The organism is Aliinostoc sp. HNIBRCY26, assembly GCF_050235535.1.
Lineage (GTDB): Bacteria > Cyanobacteriota > Cyanobacteriia > Cyanobacteriales > Nostocaceae > Trichormus.
This window is the reverse complement of sequence record NZ_CP189852.1, coordinates 4837252-4863456: the sequence shown is the minus strand read 5'-3', so window position 1 is coordinate 4863456 and position 26205 is coordinate 4837252. Positions and strand designations below refer to the sequence as shown.

The following is a 26205-nucleotide window of genomic DNA, read 5'->3' as shown; positions in this document are numbered from 1 at the left end:
AGGACTTTGGTACTAGGTGCGTTACGGCTTACGCCTAACACACCCTACATATACTTAATTTTTTTCATAAATCAAATCGGATTTCTATATGAATATATCCTTTTAGTTATTAAATATTGTTTAAACTTCACCCAGGTATTTGGCTCATATTTCAAAAATACAATAGTATCACTAACCTTTTATAGTTTAGCAAAATATCCAGCTAATTCTATAGTTGTAATACACCATATTTACCTCAAAGCTGCAATCAATACACATTCAGATTCTGAGGAAAATTATATAGTTATTAGTTAACAATAAATTTACTAAACATCTATTTGGCAATCATCAAAAATTTGTTTCATTATTCACAATTTAATGAATATCTTTGAACCTTGTATAGTTGTGAGGACTTTTTGACTCAATAGATATAAACCCCGATACTACCATATGTCTGTTACGCATTTACCATCATAATTAATAACAGAATCTATAAATTCAGCCATAATTCATCATCTATCTTTAACTTTCCTTCATCTATTAAAAAAGCCTGCTATGTATTAATTTATTTTAAACACATTTTAAATGTGTTTTTACCATTCCTTAACCTGATTTAAAAACAAAAAATGTAGCTTGATGAAGGCTTTGATTCAAGCAGCAAATATTCCTTAAGCTACGAGGCGATATGGTTTTTTTCACCACCGTTTTTCAGCGTGTTTTTAGCACCGCAGTATTAGCATCTGCTGTTGCTGTTACTCCTCTTTTGACAGCCACAGCTCAGGCTCAAACTCTTAACGGCGCAGGCGCAACTTTTCCCGCTCCATTATATGAAAGATACGCGCGTGAAGTGAGAAAGAAGCATCCAGAGTTGAAAGTCAACTATCAAGCTATTGGTAGTGGTGGTGGTATTCGTCAAACCATTGCTGGAACTGTTGACTTTGGTGGTAGTGATGCTGCAATGAAAGATGATGAAATTGCTAAAGTCAAAAATGGTGTCATCTTAGTTCCTACTGCCGGTGGTGCGGTTTCAGTTGTTTACAATATCCCTGGAGTCAGTAATCTAAGACTGTCTCGCGCTACATTACCAGCAATTTTTTCCGGTCAAATTACCAATTGGAACGACGCAAAAATCAAGGCTGATAATCCTGGAGTGAACCTACCAAATCAACCAATTAAATTTGTAGTCCGCGCCGATAGTAGTGGTACAACTTTCATTTTCACTAATCATTTAAGCAGTATCAGTCCTTTTTTCAAAGGTAGAATTGGTGCTAACACTGCTCCTAAATGGACTTTACCCAATGCACTCAAAGGTAAGGGTAATCCAGGTGTAGCTGCTTTAGTAGCTCGGACTCCTGGTTCTATTGGGTATGTTGAATATAGCTATGCTGTTGCTAACAAGCTCAGATCAGCACAAATTCAAAATAAAAGAGGAGAATTTGTTGCTCCTTCCTTACAAACAGCAAATGCAGCTTTATCTACTGTCAGTTTCCCAGACAATTATCGTGTATTTGTAGGAGATCCAGGACAAGGTTATCCCATCGTTGGTCTTACCTGGATGATGGTTTACAAAAAGTATCCTAATGCTGCTAAGGCTGATGCGATTAAAAAATGGATTAATTGGGTGTTGACTGATGGTCAACAATTCAATGATGACCTCAACTACACCAGAATTCCTTCTAGTACAGCTAATCGGGTACTACAAACAGTCAATAGCACTGTCAAATAAACACTGAATTTTTGTCAGTTCTTTAGTTAATGAGGGTGGACTATTCGTCTACTCTCATATCAATCATATTTATGAATTTGTAATTGGTATGGCAAATTTATCTGAACCAGAAAATAATGTTTCTAATGCCAGTTTAGAATTAACAGCTAATGATGGGATAAATTATTGGTTAAATCAGAGTTTTACTTGGCTAATCTATACATTTTCGGCTCTGACGGTGGCGATATTATTTGTGATGAGTTGGATTATTTTCCATGAAGCTCAACCCGCCATCGGTAAATTTGGTATTGGTTTTTTATGGGGTAGAGATTGGGATGTCGGAAATCAAATCTTTGGCGCATTACCCTATATTTATGGAACCTTAGTTAGTAGTGCGATCGCGATTTTCATTGCTTTTCCTGTAGGTATAGCTGTTGCTTTAGTCACCAGTGAAAACTTTCTCCCCATATCAGTCAAAACCACATTAGCATTTGTAGTGGAATTAATCGCTGCTATTCCCAGCGTGATTATAGGCTTGTGGGGGATTTTTACTTTTATTCCTGTCATCGAACCTGTACAACAATGGTTATCCGCAAATTTGGGTTGGATACCATTCTTGAAATCAGACTTCCCTATCGGCACAAATATGTTAACTGCCGGGATGATTTTAGCCATTATGATTTTACCCACAATGGCAGCCATTTCCCGTGACGTATTAATAGCCATACCCAAAGAACTACGTACAGCCTCTATGGCTTTGGGGGGAACTCGTTGGGAAACTATTTTTCGTGTGTTATTACCTGCGGGTTTTTCGGGAATCGTCAGTGCAGCGATGTTAGCTTTAGGACGCGCCTTGGGTGAAACTATGGCCGTCACTATGGTAATTGGGAACTCTGCCCAAATTAGTTTATCTTTACTTGACCCAGCTTATACTATTCCCTCTGTATTAGCCAATGAATTCGCTGAAGCCGAACCAGGATTACACATCGGCGCGTTAAGTTATTTAGGCTTAATATTATTTGCCTTAACTTTAATTATCAACATCATCGCTAGATTATTGGTGCAGTGGTTTGGTCAGAAAAATAAATAGATTATCAAAGTTAATCAACAATTATTGCACTGATGAACAATATGGAAAATTACCAACAACCAGAAATAGATAAACTTTTAGCAGCAGAATTATATAGTCCTCTGCCATCAAGCAGACTATTATTTACTTACTGCATGAATTTTATTGCCTTTGCCTTTGCAGCTTTAGCATTAATTCCTCTGTTTTCAATTTTGTGGGAAATTATGAAGCGAGGTATAGGCGGAATCAAAACAGAAATGTTCGTTAAATCAGTTATTGATAATGGTTTTGGTAATGCCATTTTAGGAACAATTACAGTTGTAGCGATCGCTTCTTTATTAAGTATCCCTATCGGATTATTTACAGGTATATTTTTAGCAGAATTTGCTCAAACCAATTCCCTAACTCGTTTCGTCCGATTTATTACCAGTATTCTCACAGGCGTTCCTTCTATTGTTGTGGGTATATTTGCTTATGGTGTGATAGTTTTATCAACCAAAAGTTTTAGTGCGATCGCAGGTGGTTTTGCTTTAGCAACTATCATGTTACCCATCATTGTCCTCACCACGGAAGAAGCTTTAAAACTCATCCCCATAGAACAGCGTCTCGCCTCGGCTGCTTTAGGCGGTACACGCTTCCAAACTACTTTTCGTGTCGTTGTTACAGCCGCCATACCCACAATTACCACAGGTGTTTTATTGGCTGTAGCGCGTGCAGCAGGCGAAACCGCACCACTTATTTTTACTGCTTTATTTAGTCTTGATTGGTCTGCGGGATTACTCACTCCCACAGCTTCCCTACCAGTATTAATCTTTAATCTCTACAACGACCCCGACCCAGAACGCAGTCAATTAGTTTGGACAACTTCTATTATTTTACTTGGCTTAGTTTTGTGTGTTAGCCTCATTTCTCGGTTAGTTACTAGTAAGAAAAAGTGAATTAAAACTGTCAGACATCCCTAGCATCATGAATCAGTTAAATCCAGCTATTAGAGTTAAAAGTCTCAGCTTTTATTACAACACCTCCAAAGCCATTGAAGGGGTGTCTATGGATATTTACCAAAACCATGTCACTGCAATTATTGGCCCTAGCGGTTGTGGTAAATCTACATTTATCAAAACCCTCAATCGTATTAGTGAATTAGAAGGCCCCGTAAAAGTAGAAGGAAAAGTAGAATTATTCGGTCAAAATATTTATGACCCCCGCATCAATATCAATAGACTCCGCCGTCAAATTGGTATGGTCTTTCAAAGACCGAATCCTTTTCCTATGAGCATCTATGAAAATGTTGCCTATGGTGTGAGAATATCAGGCAGACTACCACAAGGAGAATTAGACGATATTGTGGAATCTGCACTCAAAGGAGCAGCACTTTGGAGTGAAGTTAAAAATAAACTCAATCAATCAGCACTTGGTCTTTCTGGAGGTCAACAGCAGCGATTATGTATTGCTCGTGCTTTAGCTATCAAACCAAAAGTATTGTTAATGGATGAACCCTGTTCAGCACTCGACCCCATTGCAACTATGAAAGTTGAAGAACTCATTCATAGCTTACGTTCTGAATTGACCATTGCTATTGTTACCCACAATATGCAACAAGCAACGCGCGTTTCTGATTTTACAGCCTTTTTTAGTACCGATGAAAGTCGTATTGGTCAAATGGTAGAGTTCGGTACTACAACTCAAATTTTTAGCAATCCCCTCGATCCTCGCACCCGTGATTACGTTTCAGGACGTTTTGGTTAAGTCCTGTTTGAGTGATGAGTGCTGAGTTGTGAGTAGTGAGTGCTGAGTAGTGAGTGCTGAGTGCTGTTAGCGGTAGCGCGGCGTTTAGCCGGTGCTGAGTAGTGATAAAGAAATAAACTCTACCTTGTCTACCTTCCAGTCCCCAGTCCCCAATCCCCAATCCCTGACTTTTGAAAAGTCGGGGACATTGTTTATAACTGCTCTATTGCCTTAATTTTCTAAAAACATTCTTAAGATAAAAAATCTAGCCACATAAAATTAAAAAGCTTTGATAAACTTTTGCCTCTACTTGTGCGAGAGTTTAGTAATGTTTTGAATTTATATATTCCTAGATTACTCATATATTTTGTAATATTAATAGTGAAGCTTCCATGTATCTAATGTGATACATCAAAGATTTCATCGCCAAATCATCTAGATTGTCAACCTTTTTATCTAAGTCGAACGACTTGAAACAACCAAACTATGTGAAGTGACGTAAAAAGATTGGTATCTAGTTCGTAGTAAGGACTTCAGTCCTTATTAGAGGACTAAAGTCCTCACTACATACAAATCTTGAATTATCTACACCGTTCTACTTATAGGACAATGCAGTTCAGTTAATAGGAACTTTTGGTTGCGTTGAGCGATAGCGAAACCCAACAAGTTTGAAGAACTTTGGGTCGAGGAACGAAATTCAACCCACATCAGATTTAATTTTTAACCTTAACTGAAATTTATTGTTCTATGGAATTAATAATTTGATTTTTGAAAAAACTTCAGTACGCTTCTTATCTCTATTGAAATAATTTGTTATCTGCTTGATTTTAACATCATGTATTAGTAATCCACTTTCGAGGTGAAAGAAAATGATTATACTGAAAACTGAATTTATCTACCGATTCATTTTTATCCCTGTGTTCCAAAACTATAAAAAATCCCTCTTGGCTAGACAAGGCATCAAACAGCATCACCTGTACTGTGTTCGCTGTATTGAATTACTTAATTATCACACCAGTTGAGCAGCATGAATAAGCTAGTTCCCGCCATCAGAGTTAAAAATTTCAGTTTTTATTACGACACCCAAAAAATCCTAGAAGGTGTATCTCTGGATATTTACCAAAGTAAAGTAACTGCGATTATTGGCCCTAGTGGTTGTGGTAAATCTACTTTTCTCAAATCTCTAAACCGCATGAATGAATTAGATACAGAGATTAGGGTTGAAGGTAGAGTGGAATTTTTTAATCAAAACATTTATGAACGGCGAATCAATTTAAATCGCTTACGTCGTCAAGTTAGTATAGTGCTTTCTAAGCCCAATCTTTTCCCTATGAGTGTTTATGATAATGTCGCTTATGGCGTGAAAATTATTGGATGGCGACCGAAGGTAGAAATTGATGGGATTGTCGAATCAGCACTCAAAGATGCTGATTTGTGGGATGAGTTGAAAAACAAACTCCATAAATCGGCTTTAGACTTGTCTGGTGGTCAACAGCAAAGGCTGTGTATTGCACGCGCGTTAGCTGTCAAGCCAAAGGTGATCTTAATGGATGAACCTTGTTTCGGTCTTGATCCGATCGCTAGTATGAAAGTTGAGAGTTTAATTCAAAGCTTGCGTTCGCGTTCTGAAATCACCATAGTCATCGTGAGCCACAATTTATCACAAGTGACCCGCGTATCTGACTTTACCGCCTTTTTTCACTTGAATGAGAGTCGAGTCGGCGAATTGGTGGAATTTGGTGTTACCAAAAAAATCTTTACCAACCCGCTTCATTCTCGTACCCGTGAGTATGTGATTACTCGGATCAATTAAAATTTCTTTTTTTCTGTTTCCCTTATCAAAGCAGTCGTATTATTTTTTGGTTGAGAACCTGCAAAGCCAGTCTCCCTTGACTGATACCAAATTGGGATAGGTAGTATGGTTTCGAGATTCTGGAACAGTCTAAGAATCTAGGCTGTTAATCCAAAATCCAAAATCCAAAATCCAAAATCCAAAATTGGTATGAGAGACTGACCGGAGAATCATGATTAGCAAATAGCAGATAGTGGTGTACCCAACCAACCAGCAAAATTCTCCTGCTGTGTGGCGGTGGGATTCTTTACCGGCACTACCTGATACTTTACTGGTCGTGGTTGAGCAAGAGTCACAGGTACAGTCCGCAGTTCATCTTGATGGAAAATTGTGACTTCGATGATATCATTAGCTTGATAGTCTTTCAGGCGATCGCTCAGTTGATGAGCTGTCACCTTAATACCTGCGATCGCTAGTAACTCATCACCCGCATCAATTCCCGCTAGTTGCGCCGGAGAAGCAGTTTCTACAAACTTAATCATCTCCCTACCATTCTCAGTATTTAGCTTCATTCCTAAATAGGGTTCTTCTTCCTTCTCCGCCACTAAACGTAAGCCAAACGGCTCTAAATACTCATCAAACGGTAATTCATCTGTGCCATCAATATAGCGTGCAAAAAAGTCAGTCAAGTTAACTTCTGCTATAGATTCAATGACTGCTTGCAACTGTTGGGGAGTATAGCCAATTTCCGGCTGACCAAATTCATGCCACATTTGACGCATCACATCATCCAGAGAACGCCGGTTGCGATGTCGCCATCTAATCAGCAAATCTAGTAACAAAGACACCATTTCTCCCTTTAAATAATAGGAGACTTGAGAATTGCCACTATTAGCATCGGGACGATATAGTTTAATCCACGCATCAAAACTCGACTCAGCCAATGATTGGACTTTCCGTCCTGGAGTCGTCAAAAATCTACTAATTTCCTTACTCCAGTAGTTCAGATAGGTCTTGACCTCATAAATCCCTGCCCTTAAAGGAATAATCAGGTCATAATAACTCGTAGTTCCCTCACAAAACCACAAGGAAGGAGTATAGCTTTCTTGGTCGTAATTAAACACTTCCAACGCTTTAGGACGAATGCGTTTGACGTTCCAGAGGTGAAAGAACTCGTGCGCTACCAGTTGGATAAAGCGTTCATATTTATCTTGGGTACGAAAGCCAAATCTTTGGTAAATCAGCGAACAACAGTTTTTATGCTCTAAGCCGCCATAAGCTTGAGCAAATAAATGTACTAAAAACAGGTAACGGTCATAGGGTAGACCGCCAAACATTTGCGCTTCTACTTGCACAATTTTTTGGATGTCACTGATGAGTGGCTGTACCTGAAAATTTCCCTGTCCCCAAATTGCCAGATCATGAGGCTTACCCAAGACATCGAAACTATACAGCTGATGCTCCCCAATCTCAAACGGACTATCCACCAAAGTATCAAAGTCACTAGCGTAGAAGGTATTATACTGATCCTTCATTTTCGGTAAGGCAGTAGTGACTTGCCAGTGCGGATACGGAGGTACAACAGTCACAATTATCGGTAAATCATCACATCCCACTAGCCTTAAAAACAATGCTGCTCCGTTAAAATAGCCGTGAGTGGAATCTAAATGATTAGTTCTTACCGATAACTCATTGGCAAATATTCGATATTTTATAGTTACATCCGATACATCATCTTTATTGATTTGCCAGTGATTTTTGCTGACTTTGCGCCAGTTTAAAGGCTGGTCTGCACCGAGAGCAGTAAAGTCTTGTAAATTTTTGGCATACTCCCGCACCAAGTATGATCCTGGTGTCCATACCGGCATTTTTAAGTCAAGAATTGATGATGGATGGTTTACAATTTGTAAACTAACCTCAAATAGATGCGTTTCTGGTTGGGGCATTGCCACCTGATAATGAATCGTCGGCACGGTTTCCTGAACGCCAATATCGATACGAGGTGCTGTTGCTTCAGTCATCTGTAGTTAAAAGTGATAAGTTCTGAGTCAAAAGTCAGTCCATAGTTAATAGTTAATAGTTAATGGTCAATAGTCAATAGTTATGGAGTTTATAGTCAGCATTTATTTATGTAGTAATCCTAATTACTACAATAGAGCCTATTTGATTAAAATTACTAGACTTATGCTCGCCAATGCTGGTTATGTCGATACTAAGTACCACGGAACTGACTTCTTTACAGCAAAATGCTGTTACCTCAGAATGTTATTTATAAAATAAATATTAAATTTTATTCCCTTAAAGCCCTAAATAATTAATAAAGAATTAAGATTTGCTTAGTCAATCAGGGCTGAAACGTTACAACGCGTCAGACCTTGCCGGCTAGGTTGGTCAACTGCTTAAAATTAATCAGCTGAACAATGTTATTGCCATGATCAATTTTAATCCAACCTTTTTCATTCAGTTTTTCCATAATTTTAGTAGTTTCTTCTACACCAATTTCTGTAACTTCGGCTAAATCTTTAAAAGGTATATTTAAAATTTCTTTACCAGTTTCTAATTCTTGACCATAGCTTTCTCCTAAACTGACTAAAGTATGTGCCAGTTTCACAGCAGGTGGTGAAGACCTAAGTTGTAAACGTTGATTATTTTGTCGCAATCTCCGCACCATCAATTGCAACATTCGGTGATGTAATTGGGGGTCTTTAAAGAGAATTTGGATAAATCTTTCTCTGGAAATACTCAGTAATTTTACTGGAGAAAGGGCTATCACATCAGTAGAACGGGGAGATTCGTCTAAAATCGCCATTTCCCCAAAAAAATCTCCTTTACCCAAAATGGCTAAAGCTACGGAATCATCGCCACAAGTGCGTCTGACTTTCACCCATCCAGAAACGATAAAGTAAACAGCATTACCCCAAGCATCTTCCATTAATACAGCTCTGCCCACGGGGTATTCGTGTTCAGTAGCAACGTTGAGTAGCCACTCTAGAGTTTGTGGACTAGCTGTACTCAACAAAGGGAAAATTTCACTAAAAACCTCGGTTTGCATGAAATATCTACTAATTAATAAATCTGGTAATGGAAAATAAATCTAGCTATTCGGTCAGTTATGATTATCCAAAATACACAATTCAAAATCAATAATAACTTAATTTACAGTTGAACAACTTGTATGCAATCAAGGAGCTATTATTCTTGATTTTGTCATCAAAAACTGGATTGTGAATTTGGATAAAATGGCTATTTTAAAATTTTCAAACCAAAATCTGACTATGAAATAAGACATCAACTTTATGATATTTTGAACCACAACTCTTAAAAAAGAGAGTCTAGGTTGCCATTACAACATAACAATTATGTGGAAAATCGAAATCAGAGGTTTTACTGACGGCAGTCATGGGCTTTATATTGGTAACTGGTTATTTGCTGTCAGTATTTTGATTTGTTGATCTAAATTTTCTGCTAATCGGTTCAGGACTTTTACAGCTTCTGATTGTTCAGTATTGAGTGCGGGATTTAATAGCAGTCTTTGGTTAAGTTCGTGTAATTTATGACTAAGTTGCTGGGAAATACCGATGATATCGCGGCTGAGATGAATTACCTGTTGCTGTTGATAGAACTTTAATGCAGCCCCCCGCAGCACTTGTAATGTCGCTTCTTCGCCATAGCTGCCAGGCATTACCCTAATACGTAATAATACGCGAGTTTGCTGATATAAACATTCTTTTTCTACTTGTCTAGGTTCAGCGTGTCTTGTCACGGGTAGGGCGACGAAACGCTTTAATTCATTTAATACTCCTTGAAATCCAGATAAAGGTATATTTTCTAACACGGATTGCAAAACACCGTTATCACTCCAGATAATTCTGCCTTGATATGGCTGTCTTTCTAAATAAAGGCGGCCAATCCCTCCACTTAAGACTCGTGCTAGTAACTCTTCTAGTAATTGCTTAGGAGGTAAATTTGTCAACGCGTCGGTGGGGGTAAATACTTCGGGGGAGTGCAACTGCAAAACAGTCACATCACTAAAAGGCTGCTTGTTGTCAGGAGTAGGAATTTCTGTATTGTTTCTTGCTTTTTGATAGGTTTTGGTTGGGGGTGTCTGTTCTAAGGTTTGGGTAGAAAAACCAATTTCCTCAGTTTGTTGATCGGTATTTTCTTCTAAGTCTGTGGTGGTTTGTAGTGTTTCTATCTGTTGCTCATCTGAAGAAAACGTATTTTTATAACTGAGATAGAGAGAAAGAATGCTACGGTGAGTCTCGGCGGCGATTTCTTGAGTGGTAATTGTGTAGTTGAGATAAGAGACAATGCGACTGACATAATCTAAAGCCCCACCATCCTGTGCGTGAACCATACCCAGTAACAGTTGATTTTCCTCTAGTCTGAGGGGCAGAATTTGGTGATATAAGCAGGCTTCAAATGATAATAGGTTATCGATCAGTTTAAATATTGGTTCGCGTTCTGATTCTTCCTCCCATTTACTGGAGGTCTTGTGTAATATTTGACCTTTACTGGCTTCGGTATCAGCTGGCTTACCCTCTGAAGACCACATAGTTTTATTTGTTTGGTGTGACTTTAATATTTTATGTTGCGGTTAGCTAGTTGGCAGTAAATAAATATACTTCTTAAATTCTGAAATGTCATCGGGGTAAGGGGGCAGGGGGCAGGCTTCCGCCGTGAGCGTCAGCCGAACGGGAGCAGAGGGCAGGGGGAAGAATTCAATGATGGTATTTGCTCTGATTCATGGAGAATAGACAGAAGAGCTTGCCTATTCCCCAGTCCCCAATCCCCAGTCCCCAGTCCCCAATCCCTATTTGATTTATTCTTGAGTTCTGATGGCTTGAGCTGCTAGATATACTTTTGTCCATTCACCCATGACTTGATGAGGTTTCAGCTTTAACTGTTCGGCTACAACTTCAGTAGAGTGACCGGCTTTGCGTAAATCTAATACTTGTCTACCGATGGGAGTTAATTTTTCATATAGTTGTTCCCATTGGTTGGTGGTTAAACCTAAATTATGTTCTTGTAAGGAAATAGATAACCAGTTATCGACTAGTTCGGGTTTACCTTTGAGGGCGAATACACGGATGGCGTGATAGCTAATTTTTTCCCGTAGACGATAGATTTCTTTGATGGGTTTGTTAATTTTTTTAGCGATTTCATCTTGAGATTTACCTTGGAGGTAGAGTTTGAGCCACTCTACAGCTTCGCTACCCAGGTTTTCTTGGAGGTAATTGGCAAATTCTTGTTGGACGGTTTGACGTACTGCTTGTTGTTCTTCTAGTTGCTGTGCTTCTTGATATTCGGCGATCGCCTGACTATCTACCAAGTTAACGCGATTGTCGCTATCATCGGTGAGCATTTCGTCAGAAACTAACCTTACCAAGTCGCTTCCTGGTACTTGGGTTAAACCACCGCGTTGCGATCGCCGTAGATAGTTGACAAACCGATAAACTAACAACGGTTGATTGCGTACTGGTCTTAAACAATACTCTTCTGTAGTGGCAAAAAGTAAAGTATCTTTGAGACGTTTATCTAAGGTGATTTCCGCGATGTAAGCCATTTGTTGCTGCATATAGTTATCGCTTTGCAACAGTTCTTGCAGCACCTCCTGCAAAACATCCATAACGCTACGCTGGCGATCGCGACTCAGGGAAATCCAAGTTTGAATTTTATTGCGTAATGTAACTAAACTGCCTAAGCGAGTAATCAAGTTGCGATAGGCTTTGTCTCTGCCTAAGCCTAAGTAGCGTTGAATTAGGATTTTCCAGCGATATTCCATCGCCTGTTTAGCAATGTCGAGTTCCTTGGGACTCAGCAGATCAAACCGTTGTGAATCACGACCTAAAAGCCAGAGAACAATACTTTCCCTAGCAGCTACACTTTGTTCTGGACACTCCGCAGCTAGCCGTTTGCGCCAAAATTGCGCTAGTTTTTCTGCTTCCGTTACCATAGCGAGATTGCGCTCCTCGAAACCCTGTTTTAAAGTTTGCATCACAACCCCCTTTAGTCGTCCTCAAATGATTAGCTAGCAGTTAGTTGCCCGTAAGTCCGTCATCTTCATGAAGACTTCTCAGCGATTACATTGTTATTACGTCTTTACTGGCTAACTTTATGCAAGAATTTACGCAAAAATATATTAATTTCTCTTGCCTTGAACGCGGAAATTACGGTGGTTCAAGGGTTTGACTGCCCTGAAATTCAGTTAAAGCTTTGTATACTTTTGTTTAGGAATCACACGTTCAAAGTAGAGGACGCGCTTGCAAGGGTGTTGAGAAAAAACGACATTAAGCACTTTGTGTACTGGATATAGTGGGATTTACCTCCAGACGACGGTGTTTTTCGCCTTTAAGTTTCAGCTTACGAACTTAAGGTAAAAAATGAGAACATTTGTAATCTTTCTTTTGAGTAAACTTGTGAGTTCCTCAAGTTCCTAGATTGATTCGTGTCATCGAGAACTTGACCCAAAAACTTAAAAGTACCCATAAGGGTACTCACTAGAATAAGGGGAATAGGTTGGAAAACGCCAGTATTCTTAACTTTTACAGGAATGCCTTTTTTCTAGCGTCCGTTGGATGAGCGAATAATGGGGTTTTCTACAGAGTCTCGATATTGTTGTACGGCTTCGGTGTAGCCAATTGGTAATACGGCTTCTACGTTTTCATGGGGACGGGGAATAATCACCCAAGACTCTAAAGTACCACCATAAACGTTTTGTGCTGCTTCTACCCCAGCCGCCATCGCAGTTTTCACCTCGGAAACATCACCGCGAATATTCACTGTAAAGCGTGCGCTACCTACACGGATATAGCCTACTAAGGTAACTCGACCTGCTTTAACCATTGCGTCTGCTGCGGCTAATACAGCAGGAAAACCCTTCGTTTCTAACGCTCCAACTGCTTGTAATGACATTAGTGATCTCCTGTATGAATAAAAGTATGGGGTAGAGGGTATGAGTGTTAATTTTACGCAGTTTCGTTACAATTTTTGATAGCGAAATTGCTTAGAAGATGCGGAACGGTTCTGATTGTTGCGTGAAGTGGATGGGTAATATCGCTTCCACGTTATCTGGAGGATTGGGAACTATGTAATGGGTGATGACTTCACCACCGTAAGCTTGCTCACCGGCTGCAATCCCAGCCGCCACTGCTGTTTTTACTTCTGCTACTTGCCCTCTCACGGCCACTAACAAACGCGCACTTTCCGCTTGACCATAATACACCAGAGTCACTGCGGCAGATTTTACCATTGCATCGGCTGCGGCTAGTACAGCCGGAAAACCTAAAGTCTCAATTACGCCAACCGCCATTGGCATGGCATTAGCTCCTAATAAATGATAAGTAATATTAATTTTACGAGGCTTTGTCCTGATTTTGACAACAGAATAATTTTTCATTGACCGCAATTAAACTTCAAACTTCATCCGATGTTTGATTACGGTTTTGTTGTCTAAGCCAACCAAAAATTATTCCACTAGATATTGCATAGATTGGCGAAAAACTGACGACAAAAGCACCCATACCAGGTAAACCACCAATGTTATAACCTAAGCCTAAGACACCGAAGGCTGCTATTAGCATAATGATGGCATTTGCTGGTATCCACCAAAATGATTTTTGCAGACTCCCACGCAAAATCAGCCATTGAAATAATCCCATCAGTGCGCCTGATAATGTAACTTGCGCGATCGCACCCCAAGCTGAAGGTATAATTGCCCAAATCGGCTTACCAAAATCAGATGAACCTGGTGCGGGGACTGTTGAGTATAACATCATAGTCAACGTGTAAGCAATTCCGCACCAACCCAGAGCCGAAGCCAAAATCCACCACCAAGAACGCGGTACAATACTACGCAGGATAAACCATTGGGCAGTACCAACAGACACCCCTAATCCCAAACCTGCACCTAAAGTAGAACCAATCAAGAAACATCCAATCGCCCCTTGTCCTTGACATCCTGGAATTACCAAGGCTAGCGGATAGCCGATGAGAGGAACTCCCAAAAATCCCCCAAGCATACCTAAAACCCCACCCACGAAAAAACCAGCCAAAGTGATGAAAGTCCACCTCAACCACAAACGAGTCACAAAAAATCGCATCATTTTTTTGACGACATAGATTTTCAATTACTCTTTTATATATCCCCAAAATTGCTATGACTTACGCATTGGGGATTGGGGATTGGGGATTGGGGATTGGGGACTGGGGATTGGGGACTGGGGACTGGGAAAAGGAGACAAGGTAGACAAGGTAGACAAGGTAGACAAGGTAGGAGAGGAGAAAAACTAATAACTAATAACTAATGACTATTGACTATTGACTATTGACTATTGACTATTGACTATTGACTATTGACTATGTTTCCAAACTTCTTACCAAGCACAGTTACACAACTTACAGAACCTACCTCAATCGCTCTTGCTCAAAGTATACAAACTCAGGCGATCGCAACTCCTTTAATTAATTTACCCATTACTACTTCCTATGTACGTCAAGGAAGTGGTGGGACACCAATTTTATTAATTCACGGCTTTGATAGTTCTGTTTTAGAATTTCGGCGGCTTTTGCCATTTTTAGCACAAGAAAATGAAACTTGGGCTGTGGATTTATTGGGATTTGGCTTTACAGATAGACTCGTAGGAATTCAGTTTAGTCCACTGGCAATTAAAACCCATCTCTATTATTTTTGGAAAACCTTAATTCAAAAGCCAATGATTTTAGTGGGTGCATCAATGGGAGGTGCAGCCGCCATTGATTTTACTCTAACTTATCCAGAAGCTGTGGAAAAATTGGTGTTAATTGACAGTGCTGGTTTAAGGGGTGGTTCGCCTTTAGCTAAATTGATGTTTCCGCCTTTGGATACTTGGGCTACCGGATTTTTGCAAAACTTAAAAGTGCGCGATCGTGTGGCTCGTGCTGCTTATAAAAATGTGAGTTTAGCTTCTGTTGATGCTCTCTATTGTACTGCATTACATCTAGAAATGAGCAATTGGTCACAGGCTTTAATTGGTTTTACTAAAAGTGGTGGTTATATTGCTTTTAGATTTAAAAAACTGGCGGAAATTCAGCAGCAAACTTTAATTTTATGGGGTGATAGTGACAAAATCTTAGGTACTGAAGATGCTAAAAGATTTAAACGTGCTATTCCTCAGAGTCAATTAATTTGGATTGACGATTGTGGTCATGTTCCTCATTTAGAACAACCTCAGTCTACTGCTCAATATATCCTCGAATTTAGTAGAGAAGAACAACTTAAGTAGCCGTCATGAACTGCGTACACAAGAAAACATGAAAAAGTCTTTCCCTTACACCCTTACACCCCTATACCCCTACACCCCTTTTTCAAGTTAGAACAACTGGGAAAAACAAACTATGTTAAACAATATAAAAATCATAGAATTCAGTTCGTAGTCAGGACTTTAGTCCTTTTCCGCTCGCGCAGCCTATCGTAGAGAAGAGATAACTAAAGTTCTCACTACAAACCTTTAATTATTCACCTTCTTCTAGTGACATATAGCCAGATTTTTCAATGATATTTTAACGATAGCTGCGGTGGGCTACGCCTACACACTCAATTAAAGGTGAACGCTAAAATTCAAACAACTGTCAAGTCAATAATGAACATTTAACTGACAGTCTAGTAAGATTGCCTACGCTACAAATACGCTTGACAGAAGTTCTTAGAATAGTAGAATCTACAACTAAGTCAAAATCACCGACCCATAGCTAACTCGTGCGGAAATTTAAAAATCTTGCGGGTTTTTCATCAAAAGCTATGCGGTTCACCAACTTCCAAGCTAGGATGATTGGTTAGTAGTGCTTTGATTAAATATCGAGTTCAATTTTTGAGATTTTATGGACAAAAGTCCAACTGATGGCAGTATTATCCTCCTCTAAGCTGGCGAGAGAGTCTCCCAGCGCGGGGGAGACTTTAGGAGGTATCATCATGCTTATACAGGATATTCGCAATTCAGGTTTGGATATTGCTGATTTAAACCAGCTCAAATGGGATTTAAATCAGTTACCACCGGTGGATGTGGGAGAATATATCGCACAATTACCAGAAAAACAACGTGCGATCGCATTTCGTTTACTCAATAAAGATCAAGCAATTGATGTATTTGAATATTTGCCCACAGAAATTCAAGAAGAACTGATCAATTCTCTACATGATACCCAAGTCGTACAATTGGTAGAGGCGATGAGTCCTGATGAACGGGCAGAATTATTTGATGAATTACCTGCTGTAGTCATCAAAAAGCTATTACGAGAACTCAGTCCAGAACAACGACAAGCCACCGCTACGATTCTCGGCTATCCCGAATACACAGCCGGAAGAATCATGACGACGGAATATGTCCGCTTGCGGGAAGGTTTGACTGTCGGTGAAGCCCTCAGTAAAATTCGCCGTCAGGATGAAGATAAAGAAACCATTTACTATGCTTACGTCACCGATGATAACCGCAAGCTAGTCAGGGTTGTGTCATTGCGGCAATTATTATTTACCTTCCCAGAAGTTTTGATTCGGGATATTGCCAGCGATCGCGTGATTAGGGTAAGAACTGATACACCCCAAGAAGAAGTCGCCCAAGTCATGAAACGCTATGACTTAATCGCTGTGCCTGTGGTGGACAAAGAAGATAGATTAGTCGGTATTATTACCATTGATGATATCGTCGATGTTCTAGAAGAAGAAGCCACAGAAGACTTTCAAAGATTGGCAGGTGCTAGCGGTGATGAAGAAGCTTTATCTCCAGCTTTTGTGACCATTCGCAAGCGGTTGCCCTGGCTATTGGGGATTATGGCATTGTATATTGGTGCAGCCAGTGCGATCGCGCCTTTTCAATCGGTAATTTCAGCTGTGCCGGTCTTAGCTGTGATTATGCCCATATTTTCTAACACAGGTGGCACTGTCGGCATCCAAGCCCTCACAGTCACAATTCGGGGTTTAGGGATAGGGGAAGTCACACCTAAAGATACAATTAAAATTCTGCGGAAAGAAATCCTCGCAGGCTTAGGCACAGCAGTAGTTTTAGCCCTCACCATGTTTGCCCTATCTTTAATTTGGGCTAGACCCCAGGAAAGATGGGTGGCTTTAATTGCCGGTGTGGTCATGGCAACTAATACAATGGTAGCTGTTACCTTGGGAACTCTCCTGCCGATGGCACTCAAACGCCTCAAGCTAGATCCTGCCCTGATGAGTGGCCCTTTAGTCACCACCATGCTAGATACAATTGGATTCTTAACCTTCCTCACAATGATTTCGGTAGCGTTGAAAGTATTTAATTTACCTAGTTAGGAGGAGGCAGAGGGGCAGGGGGCAGGGGAGAAAAAGACAATGCCCCATGCCCAATTCCCAATGCCCCATGCCCAGTTCCCAATTCCCAATCTATGCCTACATCTACTTGGAATCGTCATCACGTTCTGTCTTTAGCTGACTTCACGGCTGCTGAATACGATACTGTCCTCAAAACGGCTGCTAGTTTTCGCGAGGTATTGTCACGGCGGACGAAGAAAGTCCCAGCTTTGCAAGGACAGGTGGTGGCGAATTTATTTTTTGAACCATCTACCCGCACTCGTAGCAGTTTTGAAATTGCCGCTAAACGTTTGAGTGCAGATACCCTCAACTTTGCTGCTGCTACTTCGTCCATGACTAAGGGTGAGACAATTCTGGACACAGCGAAAACTTATTTGGCGATGGGAACTGATATTATGGTGATTCGCCATAAAGAAGCCGGAGTACCAAATGCGATCGCTGATGAAATGGATCGTTTAGGTGTGAAAGTTAGTGTCCTTAATGCTGGCGATGGACAACATGAACACCCTTCCCAAGCACTACTAGATTTATTTACGATTTGTAGTCTGATTGACGCAGAAAATCCGCGTTTGGAATTACTTCAGGATAAGAAAATCGCTATTGTCGGGGATATTCTGCATTCGCGTGTTGCTCGTTCCAACATTTGGAGTTTAATTGCTAGTGGCGCGGAAGTACATCTAGCTGCACCGCCGACTTTATTACCTAAATTCTTTGCTGAATATATCTATGCAGAAGGAATAGATTTACCTCCAGGTAAACTATTTATTCATTGGCAATTAGAACCAGCTTTAGAAAATGCAGATTTTGTCATGACGTTGCGTTTACAAAAAGAACGTATGACAGCCCATTTATTGCCGAGTTTACGAGAATATCATCAGTTATTTGGCATTACTCGCGCCAAATTGCAGCTTTGCCAGCCTCATGTCAAAGTATTGCATCCAGGGCCAGTCAATCGTGGTGTAGAAATCAGTTCTGACTTAATGGATGATCCAGAATTTAGCTTGATTCAGTCACAGGTGACAAGCGGCGTGGCTGTGCGGATGGCGTTGTTGTATTTGTTGGGTAGTGGGAAAACTTGAGGGACTAGGGATTGGGGATTGGGGATTGGGGACTGGGGATTGGGGACACTTCGGCAAGCTCAGTGCATCGCTGGGGACTGGGGATTGGGGACTGGAAGGTAGACAAGGTAGAGTTTATTTCTCTATCACAACTCAGCACCGGCTAAACGCCGCGCTACCGCTAACAGCACTCAGCACTCAGCACTCAGCACTCAGCACTCATCAGCTTTGATTTTACCGATTTCTCCTACCCAACGGCGGCGATCGCGATGTTCTAAACTGAGAATATCTGCTAAACTCCAGTGAAAATGATACGCAATACAGGCTACCTCCTCATCTAGCAGTTCTGAGGGGTAGCCAACTATTCCCCCGCTAAGGCTAACTCCACTTGAAATTGACTCTGACAGTGGGGACACTGTATAGGAATATAAACATCACCTTGTTGATTAATGCGATTATAAAACTCTCTTAAATAAGCCAAATCTTTTGAGAAAAGATTCTCTAATAAATCAGGAGTTATTTCTGCCAAACTGCCTAATTTGGTGATGACTCTAGATAACATGACAATCACAGCATAACTCGAATTTTCTTGAGCATCGCGGTTTCTCTGCACCAGAATTTCATCCTTAGCAGTAGTCAGACGCATCACACCATGACGATGTAAATTCCCCTCTGCATCTAACAAGCCTCTGGGTAAAATAAATTCAAATTCTGTACAAAAAATCTCTTCATTATTCATATATATAAACAAATTAAATATTATAAAAAACTCATAATTTTAAATTTCTATTCCCTGATCATCATTTTATATCAAATTAGGATAGATAGTATTGTTTCGAGCTTCTGGAATAGTCTAATAATTTAGGCTTTTAATCCAAAATCCAAAATCCAAAATTGGTATTACTCCTCTTTTAATTCATTAATTTGACGATAAAATTGTTGTAAATAACTTAAATCACAGGCAAAAAAATTTTCTACTACCGCAGGTGTCACTTCATCTAATGCACCTAAGCGAATAATCACACGGGATAAAATAATCACGGTTGCATAAGCAGGATTAGATTTCACACGCGGATCACGCAATGGTACAATTTCATCAATTGCTCTAGATAAACGCATTACTCCTGTGCGATGTAAATTCCCATCTTCATCCAGATAGCCTTTAGGTAAAGTAAATTCAAACTCAGTTTGTAACATCAGTAAATCTCATGCTTTATTAACTAATAGCACGATATAAGTAGAACGACTTGAAAAAACCAAACTATGTAAAGTAATGTAAAAAGATTGGAATCTAGTTCTTAGTAAGGACTTCAGTCCTTATCAGAGGACTAAAGTCCTCTCTACGAGACGCTTGCGCGTAGCTTGCTTCCCCGGAGGGGTACACTACAAACCTTGGATTATTTACACCGTTCTGACTTGAAAAAGGGGTGTAGGGGTTTAAGGGTATAGGGGTGTAAGGGAAAGACTTTTTCATGTGTTCTGGTGTACGCAGTACATGACGGCTACTTAGAACTCAGATTTGATTTTTTACTAAAGATATGTAGGGTAGGCAAATTGCAGTGTGGATTTTCCTTGTGCAATATTGCCGTTGTGTTAGCGGCGAGAGTACAGCACTATCTAAAGCTTTATGCGCGTTACGGCTTACGCCTAACACACCCTACAAATACTAATAACAGGATATTCACAACTTATATTATCTTGTTATGTGAAAGTAAACTACCTACACTGACGCTTCGCGTACAGTGTAGGCTTTTAGTAGCCCTGAACTGTCTGTGCTGAGTTCACAGCATAAACACTTCGAGCCTCTGGGCGAGTTTACAAAATTCACCCCAATAGCAGCAATATTTTTTGCTCCGTTTAAATCAGCGTCACCACTCCAAGAACAAGCTTCATTAGTACATTTGAAACGCTTGTCAGAGCGCAGTCCAATGTGCAGACATTGATGGCAAGTTTGACTTGTCCAAGCTGGAGGAACAGCAATTATCTCTACTCCAAATTGGATGGCTTTGTATTCCAAGAAAGAACGCAACTGATAAAAAGACCAAGAATTAGAACGCCTACGCTCTGTCTTATTTCTTGGTTTTTGATTAGTCCTTTCACGAATACCTGTTAAATATTCAATTGCCACTGCTGCATTATTTTTTAATGCGTCCTGAATAATGGACTTGCTAATGTTGTGGTTTAGCCACTGCTGAAATCTTCTCTCCTTGCCCGACAACCGTTGCAAAATCTGTTTTGCCCTGCGGCGAGTAGACCTTGTGCCTTTCGTGGCTTTCTTCTGAAGAGAACTTCTTACTCTAGAAAATTTATCTCTAACATCGTTGATTTGCTTTCCGTCCCACTTATCACCATTGCTAGTTACAGCAATATCTCGTCTTCCGAAGTCAACACCAATTACATTATTAGATTTAATTGGTTCTGGTGCTTCGTCTTTAATTTGAATGTGGATGTAGTAGTTGCCATCACGATGTTTACACAACTACGCTGATGTTGGTTTCCTGCCTTTTAACTTACCTCTTTGATAATTACCAGCATCAATTTTAATGTGTTCCCTGCCATTCATTAAAGTTAAGCTAACAGTCCAGTCTTTCTCTCTAAATGAGAAAATTCTGGCATCATAATCAGTCGATGTTGGCTTAAATTCTTTAACTGGTTTGTCTTTAAGTTTGGCGGTTTTACGATTAGCCCCAACTCTGGCACAAGCACGAACAGCTAAATTTGCACTTAACCCAAACAAAGCACGAATCTCGTTATAAACCAGATTCTGGATAGTCATTTTACTGGTTATCTGAGGCTTAACTTTCTGATTGGCATAGTTACACGCATCAGCAAAAGCTGTTAGCACCAATTCGATTTCTTCTGCTTGTTTTTGCGAGGGGTTGAGTTTGCAAACTAGCGTCAGCACTTGTTCCATGACTTCGACTTAATCACGTGTGAATATAATACATTAAAATGGTCTTGTTGTATCAAAGATTTATTTGTTAAAAACTCAACTGTTCCCACTCCCTGAACAACTTGCGGTTGTTATTAGTCGGGGAACGTTACCCTTCGGGAAGGCTTGCGCCTACGTTTTTAACCCGCAATTCCTCTCAACACTGACCTGAGTACAGGTGAGCGTGTGAGCCTCCTTGCGGGAATAGGTGAAATCCTATTCAGCACAGAAATTAATATTTATTTTATAATCTATCTGCACAAAATTCTGTATTTTGACACTACACAAGCGAAATCACTAAGTTACTGTCACCCGTTTAAGTTCTTCAACAACCATTTCTATTTCTTCAATTTCATGTTCACTACCTTCAGCTTTGACATCAGAAATTGTATAACTAGTAGGCCAGGCATTTTTAAATTCTAATCTAAATTTTTCTTCTGCTGCTTGATTATAAATAACTAAAGAACCATCCCGCCTTTCATCACCCCATTTACCTTCTTTAATAGCCGCTAACCAATTCCACATAGTCATAGAAATAGTTAATCCACGGCGTAAAACTATATTGGAATAAGTGATATTTCCAGGAATTTTACTACGCACAACCCGCCCATTAGCACCGCCTGTTTTACCCCAGGTAAGAGGTGTGACTTCTGATATTTCTATGACTTCCTGAGTAGTTTTAAAACCTTGACATTCCATAAAATAGCCATCAATTGGTTCTTGGCTACCAGTCAGTTTTAATTCTAAATAAAAGCGACTATTAGTAAGAATTTCAGGAAATTCTGCCATATGAACTACCTCTTATGTGTTTGTAGTAAGGACTTTAGTCCTTTCTTCTTTGAGGAATAAAGTCCTGACTACGAACTTGTATTTACTTTTTGCGTTCAAAATATGTGAAACCTACAGTGACTGTTTCTGTGAGTAAATCACCAGAACCGGCTGTAAAATCACTGGTTGCATAGCTAGTAGGAAAGACATCTGTAAATTCATACTGTACTTTTTCTTCTGCACCGTCATAAATAGAAAGTTTTCCTAATTTACGATTGGTACGACCTTCGGCTTTACCACCAGAAAGAGCCTCAGCATGGCATTTGTTATACCAATCAAGCAATTGTTTAGATTCAGCAGTGGCAACACATTCGATAGTGACTTCAGAACATTCTACGCCACCAATTGTCGCTTGAGTTTGAGTTTTACCATCTTTAGTGACACCTACAGGTGCATCTCCCCCAGCAACTATCATTTTCATTTGCATCCCACTGATTTTTTGAATCAAAATTTCAGTTAGCCCATCAGCTTCCCAGTAGAACTTAGCATTAGAAATAAACTCTGGCATAAATTAATCCTCCAAAAAGACTCCAGATTAGATGGTATAAATCAGTGAAATTGTGGCTTCTAATTTTATTTAGTCCTGTTGAGGTTTTCACAGGTTAGTGTATAGGTCTCTTCAATATAGTCATTGCCATTAACATCTAAGTCACCAATTTTATATTCAGAAGGCCAAGCTTCCTTCAGTTCCCAACGCATTACTTCATTCCCATCAGTGTCATAGGCAACTATAGAGCCTGTTTTTTTATTTTCTAGCCATTTGCCTTCGCCTTTTTCTGTTTTAGGCATACACTTTTTAAACCACTCATACATTTTTTTGCTGGTGCTATCAGAATCACCACTCATGAGGGTTGAAACTTCTATTGTGAATAGTCCTTCAAAACCAGCCGAGTTAATTTGTCTAACACTAACACCGCCTTTAGTAGACATTAAAGGTTTATCTTGACCTTTGACTTTAGCTTCAAATTTGACACCACCGACTTTGCTAAAAGCCATATCGGTCATGCTATCAATTTCAAAGTAAAAGTTACTGGCGGCAATTGGCTTTAATTCAGGCATATTGACAACTCCTTAAATTAATCAAAAGATTTGTTTTTGTCTGATGTTCATTAGCATCTGGTAAGGTGCGTTAGCCTGCGGCATAACACACCCTACAACCAAATTGCGAATTGCGAATTGCGAATTGCGAATTGATATTACTGGTTAGGAGACCACTGACTAAAGCGGAAGATGACAAACTCCGCCGGACGTACAGGACAGACACCAACTTCAATGTACAAACGTCCTAACATCATGGTTTCGTGGGTGTTGATGCTAGAGTCACATTTGACATAAAAAGCTTCTGCGGCTGTCGCACCAAATAAAGCACCTTCGCGCCAGAGTCTTTCTAGGAAGTTGCTAACGGTACGAGTAACACGCGCCCATAGGTCTTGGTCGTTGGGTTCAAATACTACCCACTGTGTACCTAATTCTACGGACTTCTCGATGTAGCTCATCAAGCGGCGGACGCTGATGTAACGCCATTGCACGTTGTCTGGTTCGACCAAGGTACGCGCACCCCAAATTCTGATACCTCGGTTGGGGAAGGTACGAATACAGTTGATACCCAAGGGGTTGAGTAATTCTTGTTCGCGGAGGTTGGTTTCGTAGGCTAAACCGATAACGCCTCTGGGTGTGTCGTTGGCGGGTGCTTTATATACGCCGCGTGTTTCATCGGTGCGACACCAAACCCCTAACATATGACCGGCGGGGGGAACGAGAATTGGTCTACCACCGTTACGGGGGTTGGGGACTTTAATCCAAGGATAGTAGAGGGCGGCAAATTGCGATCGCCTGTTAAATGCACTCAACCACTGAGCAATGTGCTGGGGTTTGACTTGGGTGGGAGGCACAGGATCACCACCACCTTTGCAGGGGGGTGGGTCTAAGACTACCATCCGGTTGGGAGCAGTGTTTTCGCACAGGCTCACCATTGTCTCCATAATTCCATGCACTTGATCCAAGTCCAAGATGCCGTTTTGATAAACGCGCATCAAGTCAGGACAAGCAATCATGGTTACTTCGTCAATTTCAAAGATACCTTGCATACCGGTGCGATCGTCTCTCACACCTTGGACATCACGGGGGAAGCGGTCTGGTGTGGAGACTACAGGAGGGGGACTGACTTCGTAGTTACCATTGGCTGGACGACGAGACAGGGGTTGTCCTGGTGTTTGTAAGTCTACGGCGTTGACAAACTCGGATGCGTCTAAAGCCGTCACTACATAAGTACCCGCCTCTGCTGCCACTTCTGGGTTCATCGAGAGGTGGTCATACTCCTCTAGAATTTCCCCATTCCGGCTAATGATGACTTTAAAGAATTCACCTGTATTCAGAGGTGGTTCGGCGGCTGGGTCTGCTGGTGGAAGTGGTTCACTTTCGGTAATGGAGATATTGAATCTACCGCCATCATCGTCAGCGTCATCACCCTCAGCAGGTTTGAGTGCGAACTGTAAAGAAGGACGATTTCCAGTGGTACGAATCTTGAGAGCTGTTTCATCAACTGATGGTGCTGGTGAACCAGGTAATTTTGTCCCGATACTAACTACCCAACACCGTCCACCACCGTTTAAGAACCAACCATTGACAGAAAAAGGTAAATAGGCATCAAAATCTGTATAACCGTCAGAACCTTGTTTAGCAAAGTATTCTAAATACTCGTTCCACGATGTTACCAACATTGGTTTGAACAATTCGGCATCACCGCGTATATCTTCAGTAAAGCCAATAAATCCGGCAATATTTGTACTCACGCCCTCAATGGGACGACTACCTCGGTCTACTTCTTCAACGTAGACCCCAGGAGCGAAATAATCTAATCTAGGCATTGGATCATTTTCCTGTGTTGAACGAATAACTGTTCTCAGCCCAATTCTGAAAAATTCAATAACACATCCAAAACTTTGTGAATATTGAATATTGAATTGGTTTTAGTCCTTTCTAGCTGATTGCTCAAGCATTTTTGAGCAATACGTCCTCATCGGAATGATGAATTAAAGGATCACTTTGCAGATTCAAAGGAATAGTCAACTTCACATACAAAGCTGGACGTAAAGGTACACCTAAAGCACTCCACAAAGTTGCAGCATCAATGGGATTAATGGTGCAAACGGTCATAGATAATTCACCGTGACCGCGTAACGCCGGAGCTAGCAAATTCTCTGGTAAACAGTGGTGATGTAACAGTAATCTCAAAGCCTCTGACAACAAACGTTGTTCCCCTAAACTGGTGCAGTCCCACGCACTTAATAAGAAAGACACATCAAACCACCGAGGCGGCGGTAGAGGTTTTATTCCTTCTTTAGTTGGTTGCTCTATGTAAACATTTTCCTGAATGTTGTAACAATACAAATTCAATCTAGGGTTTACATTTTGGCTCTTAGCAGGATGGTTAAAATCAATTTGCTCTGTAGAAAGCAAAGAAATGCCACCAGCTAAAATTTCTGCTAAAGTCTGGGTAGCAGCTGGAATCATAAGACACAACAGCAGGGTTTTATGAACATGACCCCAAATACTACCAGTCACTTGATTTGATGTATTTTATGCCACCAAAAAATAATGTGTGGTGCTGGGGGTATACTGACCAGAGTTGTTGATGCAGACGGGACAAAGTTATGACTTTATGGTCTGCAAATAGGGAAATTTAAGTGCCAATAGCACAAAATAAACCTTTGCCAGAGGCTTGAAATTGGATTTACAGTTCTGGGACTAAATGTTTATAGCTTAGAGATCCAAGCCGTTAGAAGTTATTAGACTTT

The 26205-nt window shown here is 40.4% G+C and carries 24 protein-coding genes and 1 pseudogene; 9 read left to right on the top strand and 16 right to left on the bottom strand.

Features of this window, described 5'->3' with window-relative positions; genetic code table 11:
- Window positions 1–664 precede the first annotated feature (664 nt).
- The 5 genes from pstS (at window position 665) to ACQFX9_RS20600 (ending at window position 6291) form a co-directional block, all read left to right on the top strand.
- Window positions 665–1705, top strand: coding sequence for a phosphate ABC transporter substrate-binding protein PstS (pstS, locus tag ACQFX9_RS20620; protein WP_427158106.1), 1041 nt, complete (start codon window positions 665–667; stop codon window positions 1703–1705).
- Window positions 1706–1793: 88 nt separating this feature from the next.
- Entirely contained in the window at window positions 1794–2774 is a 981-nt protein-coding gene (gene pstC / locus ACQFX9_RS20615) for a phosphate ABC transporter permease subunit PstC (RefSeq protein WP_427158105.1), read from the top strand.
- A 41-nt stretch (window positions 2775–2815) separates the two neighbouring features.
- Window positions 2816–3691, top strand: coding sequence for a phosphate ABC transporter permease PstA (gene pstA, locus ACQFX9_RS20610; protein ID WP_427162956.1), 876 nt, complete (start codon window positions 2816–2818; stop codon window positions 3689–3691).
- Window positions 3692–3719: 28 nt separating this feature from the next.
- The gene (gene pstB / locus ACQFX9_RS20605; RefSeq protein WP_427158103.1) at window positions 3720–4499 is read left to right on the top strand and encodes a phosphate ABC transporter ATP-binding protein PstB; all 780 of its coding nucleotides are present in this window, start codon (window positions 3720–3722) and stop codon (window positions 4497–4499) included.
- A 1006-nt stretch (window positions 4500–5505) separates the two neighbouring features.
- Window positions 5506–6291 carry a phosphate ABC transporter ATP-binding protein gene (locus ACQFX9_RS20600; RefSeq protein WP_427158102.1) on the top strand — a complete coding sequence of 262 codons (786 nt, stop codon included), beginning with the start codon at window positions 5506–5508 and terminating at the stop codon, window positions 6289–6291.
- A 215-nt stretch (window positions 6292–6506) separates the two neighbouring features.
- Here the strand turns inward: ACQFX9_RS20600 and ACQFX9_RS20595 are convergent, their stop codons facing one another.
- From ACQFX9_RS20595 to ACQFX9_RS20565, 7 genes are all read right to left on the bottom strand, one after another.
- Window positions 6507–8291 (bottom strand): M61 family metallopeptidase, encoded by a 1785-nt coding sequence (locus ACQFX9_RS20595; RefSeq protein WP_427158100.1) that lies wholly within the window; start codon window positions 8289–8291, stop codon window positions 6507–6509.
- Between the two features lie 347 nt (window positions 8292–8638).
- Window positions 8639–9322 carry a Crp/Fnr family transcriptional regulator gene (locus ACQFX9_RS20590; protein ID WP_236142733.1) on the bottom strand — a complete coding sequence of 228 codons (684 nt, stop codon included), beginning with the start codon at window positions 9320–9322 and terminating at the stop codon, window positions 8639–8641.
- A 354-nt stretch (window positions 9323–9676) separates the two neighbouring features.
- Entirely contained in the window at window positions 9677–10825 is a 1149-nt protein-coding gene (locus ACQFX9_RS20585) for a pilus assembly protein PilB (protein ID WP_427158099.1), read from the bottom strand.
- Window positions 10826–11092: 267 nt separating this feature from the next.
- A complete protein-coding gene (locus ACQFX9_RS20580; protein WP_427158097.1) occupies window positions 11093–12268 on the bottom strand; it encodes a HetZ-related protein 2 in 1176 nt (391 codons plus the stop codon).
- Between the two features lie 566 nt (window positions 12269–12834).
- Entirely contained in the window at window positions 12835–13185 is a 351-nt protein-coding gene (locus ACQFX9_RS20575; RefSeq protein WP_103137240.1) for a carbon dioxide-concentrating mechanism protein CcmK, read from the bottom strand.
- Window positions 13186–13276: 91 nt separating this feature from the next.
- The gene (locus tag ACQFX9_RS20570; RefSeq protein WP_427162955.1) at window positions 13277–13588 is read right to left on the bottom strand and encodes a carbon dioxide-concentrating mechanism protein CcmK; all 312 of its coding nucleotides are present in this window, start codon (window positions 13586–13588) and stop codon (window positions 13277–13279) included.
- A gap of 97 nt (window positions 13589–13685) precedes the next feature.
- Complete coding sequence (locus ACQFX9_RS20565) at window positions 13686–14375, bottom strand: hypothetical protein (RefSeq protein ID WP_427158095.1); 690 nt, start codon at window positions 14373–14375, stop codon at window positions 13686–13688.
- 255 nt (window positions 14376–14630) lie between these two features.
- Between ACQFX9_RS20565 and ACQFX9_RS20560 the strand changes: the two genes are divergently transcribed.
- From ACQFX9_RS20560 to ACQFX9_RS20545, 4 genes are all read left to right on the top strand, one after another.
- A complete protein-coding gene (locus ACQFX9_RS20560; RefSeq protein ID WP_427162954.1) occupies window positions 14631–15533 on the top strand; it encodes an alpha/beta fold hydrolase in 903 nt (300 codons plus the stop codon).
- Window positions 15534–16219: 686 nt separating this feature from the next.
- Entirely contained in the window at window positions 16220–17572 is a 1353-nt protein-coding gene (gene mgtE / locus ACQFX9_RS20555) for a magnesium transporter (protein ID WP_427158094.1), read from the top strand.
- Window positions 17573–17664: 92 nt separating this feature from the next.
- A complete protein-coding gene (locus ACQFX9_RS20550) occupies window positions 17665–18669 on the top strand; it encodes an aspartate carbamoyltransferase catalytic subunit (protein WP_427158092.1) in 1005 nt (334 codons plus the stop codon).
- Window positions 18656–18880, top strand: a complete 225-nt coding sequence (locus ACQFX9_RS20545; RefSeq protein ID WP_427158091.1) for a hypothetical protein — start codon at window positions 18656–18658, stop codon at window positions 18878–18880. Before ACQFX9_RS20550 ends, ACQFX9_RS20545 begins: the two co-directional genes overlap by 14 nt.
- On the opposite strand, the gene ACQFX9_RS20540 is transcribed toward ACQFX9_RS20545, so the two are convergent.
- The 9 genes and pseudogenes from ACQFX9_RS20540 to ACQFX9_RS20500 form a co-directional block, all read right to left on the bottom strand.
- Window positions 18861–19064, bottom strand: coding sequence for a DUF6760 family protein (locus ACQFX9_RS20540; RefSeq protein WP_427158089.1), 204 nt, complete (start codon window positions 19062–19064; stop codon window positions 18861–18863). The genes ACQFX9_RS20545 and ACQFX9_RS20540 overlap by 20 nt on opposite strands.
- Window positions 19010–19387, bottom strand: coding sequence for a phage tail assembly protein (locus ACQFX9_RS20535; RefSeq protein WP_427158088.1), 378 nt, complete (start codon window positions 19385–19387; stop codon window positions 19010–19012). The genes ACQFX9_RS20540 and ACQFX9_RS20535 overlap by 55 nt, the downstream gene beginning before the upstream one ends.
- Before the next feature lie 161 nt (window positions 19388–19548).
- The gene (locus tag ACQFX9_RS20530; RefSeq protein WP_236142726.1) at window positions 19549–19845 is read right to left on the bottom strand and encodes a hypothetical protein; all 297 of its coding nucleotides are present in this window, start codon (window positions 19843–19845) and stop codon (window positions 19549–19551) included.
- A 523-nt stretch (window positions 19846–20368) separates the two neighbouring features.
- Window positions 20369–21562 (bottom strand): annotated as a pseudogene (locus tag ACQFX9_RS20525) (RNA-guided endonuclease InsQ/TnpB family protein).
- A gap of 315 nt (window positions 21563–21877) precedes the next feature.
- Window positions 21878–22369, bottom strand: a complete 492-nt coding sequence (locus ACQFX9_RS20520; protein WP_236142725.1) for a phage tail protein — start codon at window positions 22367–22369, stop codon at window positions 21878–21880.
- A gap of 82 nt (window positions 22370–22451) precedes the next feature.
- Window positions 22452–22916, bottom strand: coding sequence for a phage tail protein (locus ACQFX9_RS20515; RefSeq protein WP_427158087.1), 465 nt, complete (start codon window positions 22914–22916; stop codon window positions 22452–22454).
- A 65-nt stretch (window positions 22917–22981) separates the two neighbouring features.
- Window positions 22982–23467, bottom strand: coding sequence for a phage tail protein (locus ACQFX9_RS20510; protein ID WP_427158085.1), 486 nt, complete (start codon window positions 23465–23467; stop codon window positions 22982–22984).
- Window positions 23468–23604: 137 nt separating this feature from the next.
- Window positions 23605–25275: a phage tail sheath family protein gene (locus ACQFX9_RS20505; protein ID WP_427158084.1), complete on the bottom strand. Its 1671-nt coding sequence runs from the start codon at window positions 25273–25275 to the stop codon at window positions 23605–23607.
- Window positions 25276–25399: 124 nt separating this feature from the next.
- Window positions 25400–25921: a Pvc16 family protein gene (locus ACQFX9_RS20500; protein WP_427158083.1), complete on the bottom strand. Its 522-nt coding sequence runs from the start codon at window positions 25919–25921 to the stop codon at window positions 25400–25402.
- Window positions 25922–26205 lie beyond the last annotated feature (284 nt).

Excerpts from the sequence above, each read along its gene's own strand:
- pstS (WP_427158106.1), top strand. The coding sequence starts at position 665 with ATGGTTTTTTTCACCACCGTTTTTCAGCGTGTTTTTAGCACCGCAGTA.
- pstC (WP_427158105.1), top strand. The coding sequence starts at position 1,794 with ATGGCAAATTTATCTGAACCAGAAAATAATGTTTCTAATGCCAGTTTA.
- pstA (WP_427162956.1), top strand. The coding sequence starts at position 2,816 with ATGGAAAATTACCAACAACCAGAAATAGATAAACTTTTAGCAGCAGAA.
- pstB (WP_427158103.1), top strand. The coding sequence starts at position 3,720 with ATGAATCAGTTAAATCCAGCTATTAGAGTTAAAAGTCTCAGCTTTTAT.
- ACQFX9_RS20600 (WP_427158102.1), top strand. The coding sequence starts at position 5,506 with ATGAATAAGCTAGTTCCCGCCATCAGAGTTAAAAATTTCAGTTTTTAT.
- ACQFX9_RS20595 (WP_427158100.1), bottom strand. The coding sequence starts at position 8,291 with ATGACTGAAGCAACAGCACCTCGTATCGATATTGGCGTTCAGGAAACC.
- ACQFX9_RS20590 (WP_236142733.1), bottom strand. The coding sequence starts at position 9,322 with ATGCAAACCGAGGTTTTTAGTGAAATTTTCCCTTTGTTGAGTACAGCT.
- ACQFX9_RS20585 (WP_427158099.1), bottom strand. The coding sequence starts at position 10,825 with ATGTGGTCTTCAGAGGGTAAGCCAGCTGATACCGAAGCCAGTAAAGGT.
- ACQFX9_RS20580 (WP_427158097.1), bottom strand. The coding sequence starts at position 12,268 with ATGCAAACTTTAAAACAGGGTTTCGAGGAGCGCAATCTCGCTATGGTA.
- ACQFX9_RS20575 (WP_103137240.1), bottom strand. The coding sequence starts at position 13,185 with ATGTCATTACAAGCAGTTGGAGCGTTAGAAACGAAGGGTTTTCCTGCT.
- ACQFX9_RS20570 (WP_427162955.1), bottom strand. The coding sequence starts at position 13,588 with ATGCCAATGGCGGTTGGCGTAATTGAGACTTTAGGTTTTCCGGCTGTA.
- ACQFX9_RS20565 (WP_427158095.1), bottom strand. The coding sequence starts at position 14,375 with ATGATGCGATTTTTTGTGACTCGTTTGTGGTTGAGGTGGACTTTCATC.
- ACQFX9_RS20560 (WP_427162954.1), top strand. The coding sequence starts at position 14,631 with ATGTTTCCAAACTTCTTACCAAGCACAGTTACACAACTTACAGAACCT.
- mgtE (WP_427158094.1), top strand. The coding sequence starts at position 16,220 with ATGCTTATACAGGATATTCGCAATTCAGGTTTGGATATTGCTGATTTA.
- ACQFX9_RS20550 (WP_427158092.1), top strand. The coding sequence starts at position 17,665 with ATGCCTACATCTACTTGGAATCGTCATCACGTTCTGTCTTTAGCTGAC.
- ACQFX9_RS20535 (WP_427158088.1), bottom strand. The coding sequence starts at position 19,387 with ATGAATAATGAAGAGATTTTTTGTACAGAATTTGAATTTATTTTACCC.
- ACQFX9_RS20530 (WP_236142726.1), bottom strand. The coding sequence starts at position 19,845 with ATGTTACAAACTGAGTTTGAATTTACTTTACCTAAAGGCTATCTGGAT.
- ACQFX9_RS20520 (WP_236142725.1), bottom strand. The coding sequence starts at position 22,369 with ATGGCAGAATTTCCTGAAATTCTTACTAATAGTCGCTTTTATTTAGAA.
- ACQFX9_RS20515 (WP_427158087.1), bottom strand. The coding sequence starts at position 22,916 with ATGCCAGAGTTTATTTCTAATGCTAAGTTCTACTGGGAAGCTGATGGG.
- ACQFX9_RS20510 (WP_427158085.1), bottom strand. The coding sequence starts at position 23,467 with ATGCCTGAATTAAAGCCAATTGCCGCCAGTAACTTTTACTTTGAAATT.
- ACQFX9_RS20505 (WP_427158084.1), bottom strand. The coding sequence starts at position 25,275 with ATGCCTAGATTAGATTATTTCGCTCCTGGGGTCTACGTTGAAGAAGTA.
- ACQFX9_RS20500 (WP_427158083.1), bottom strand. The coding sequence starts at position 25,921 with ATGATTCCAGCTGCTACCCAGACTTTAGCAGAAATTTTAGCTGGTGGC.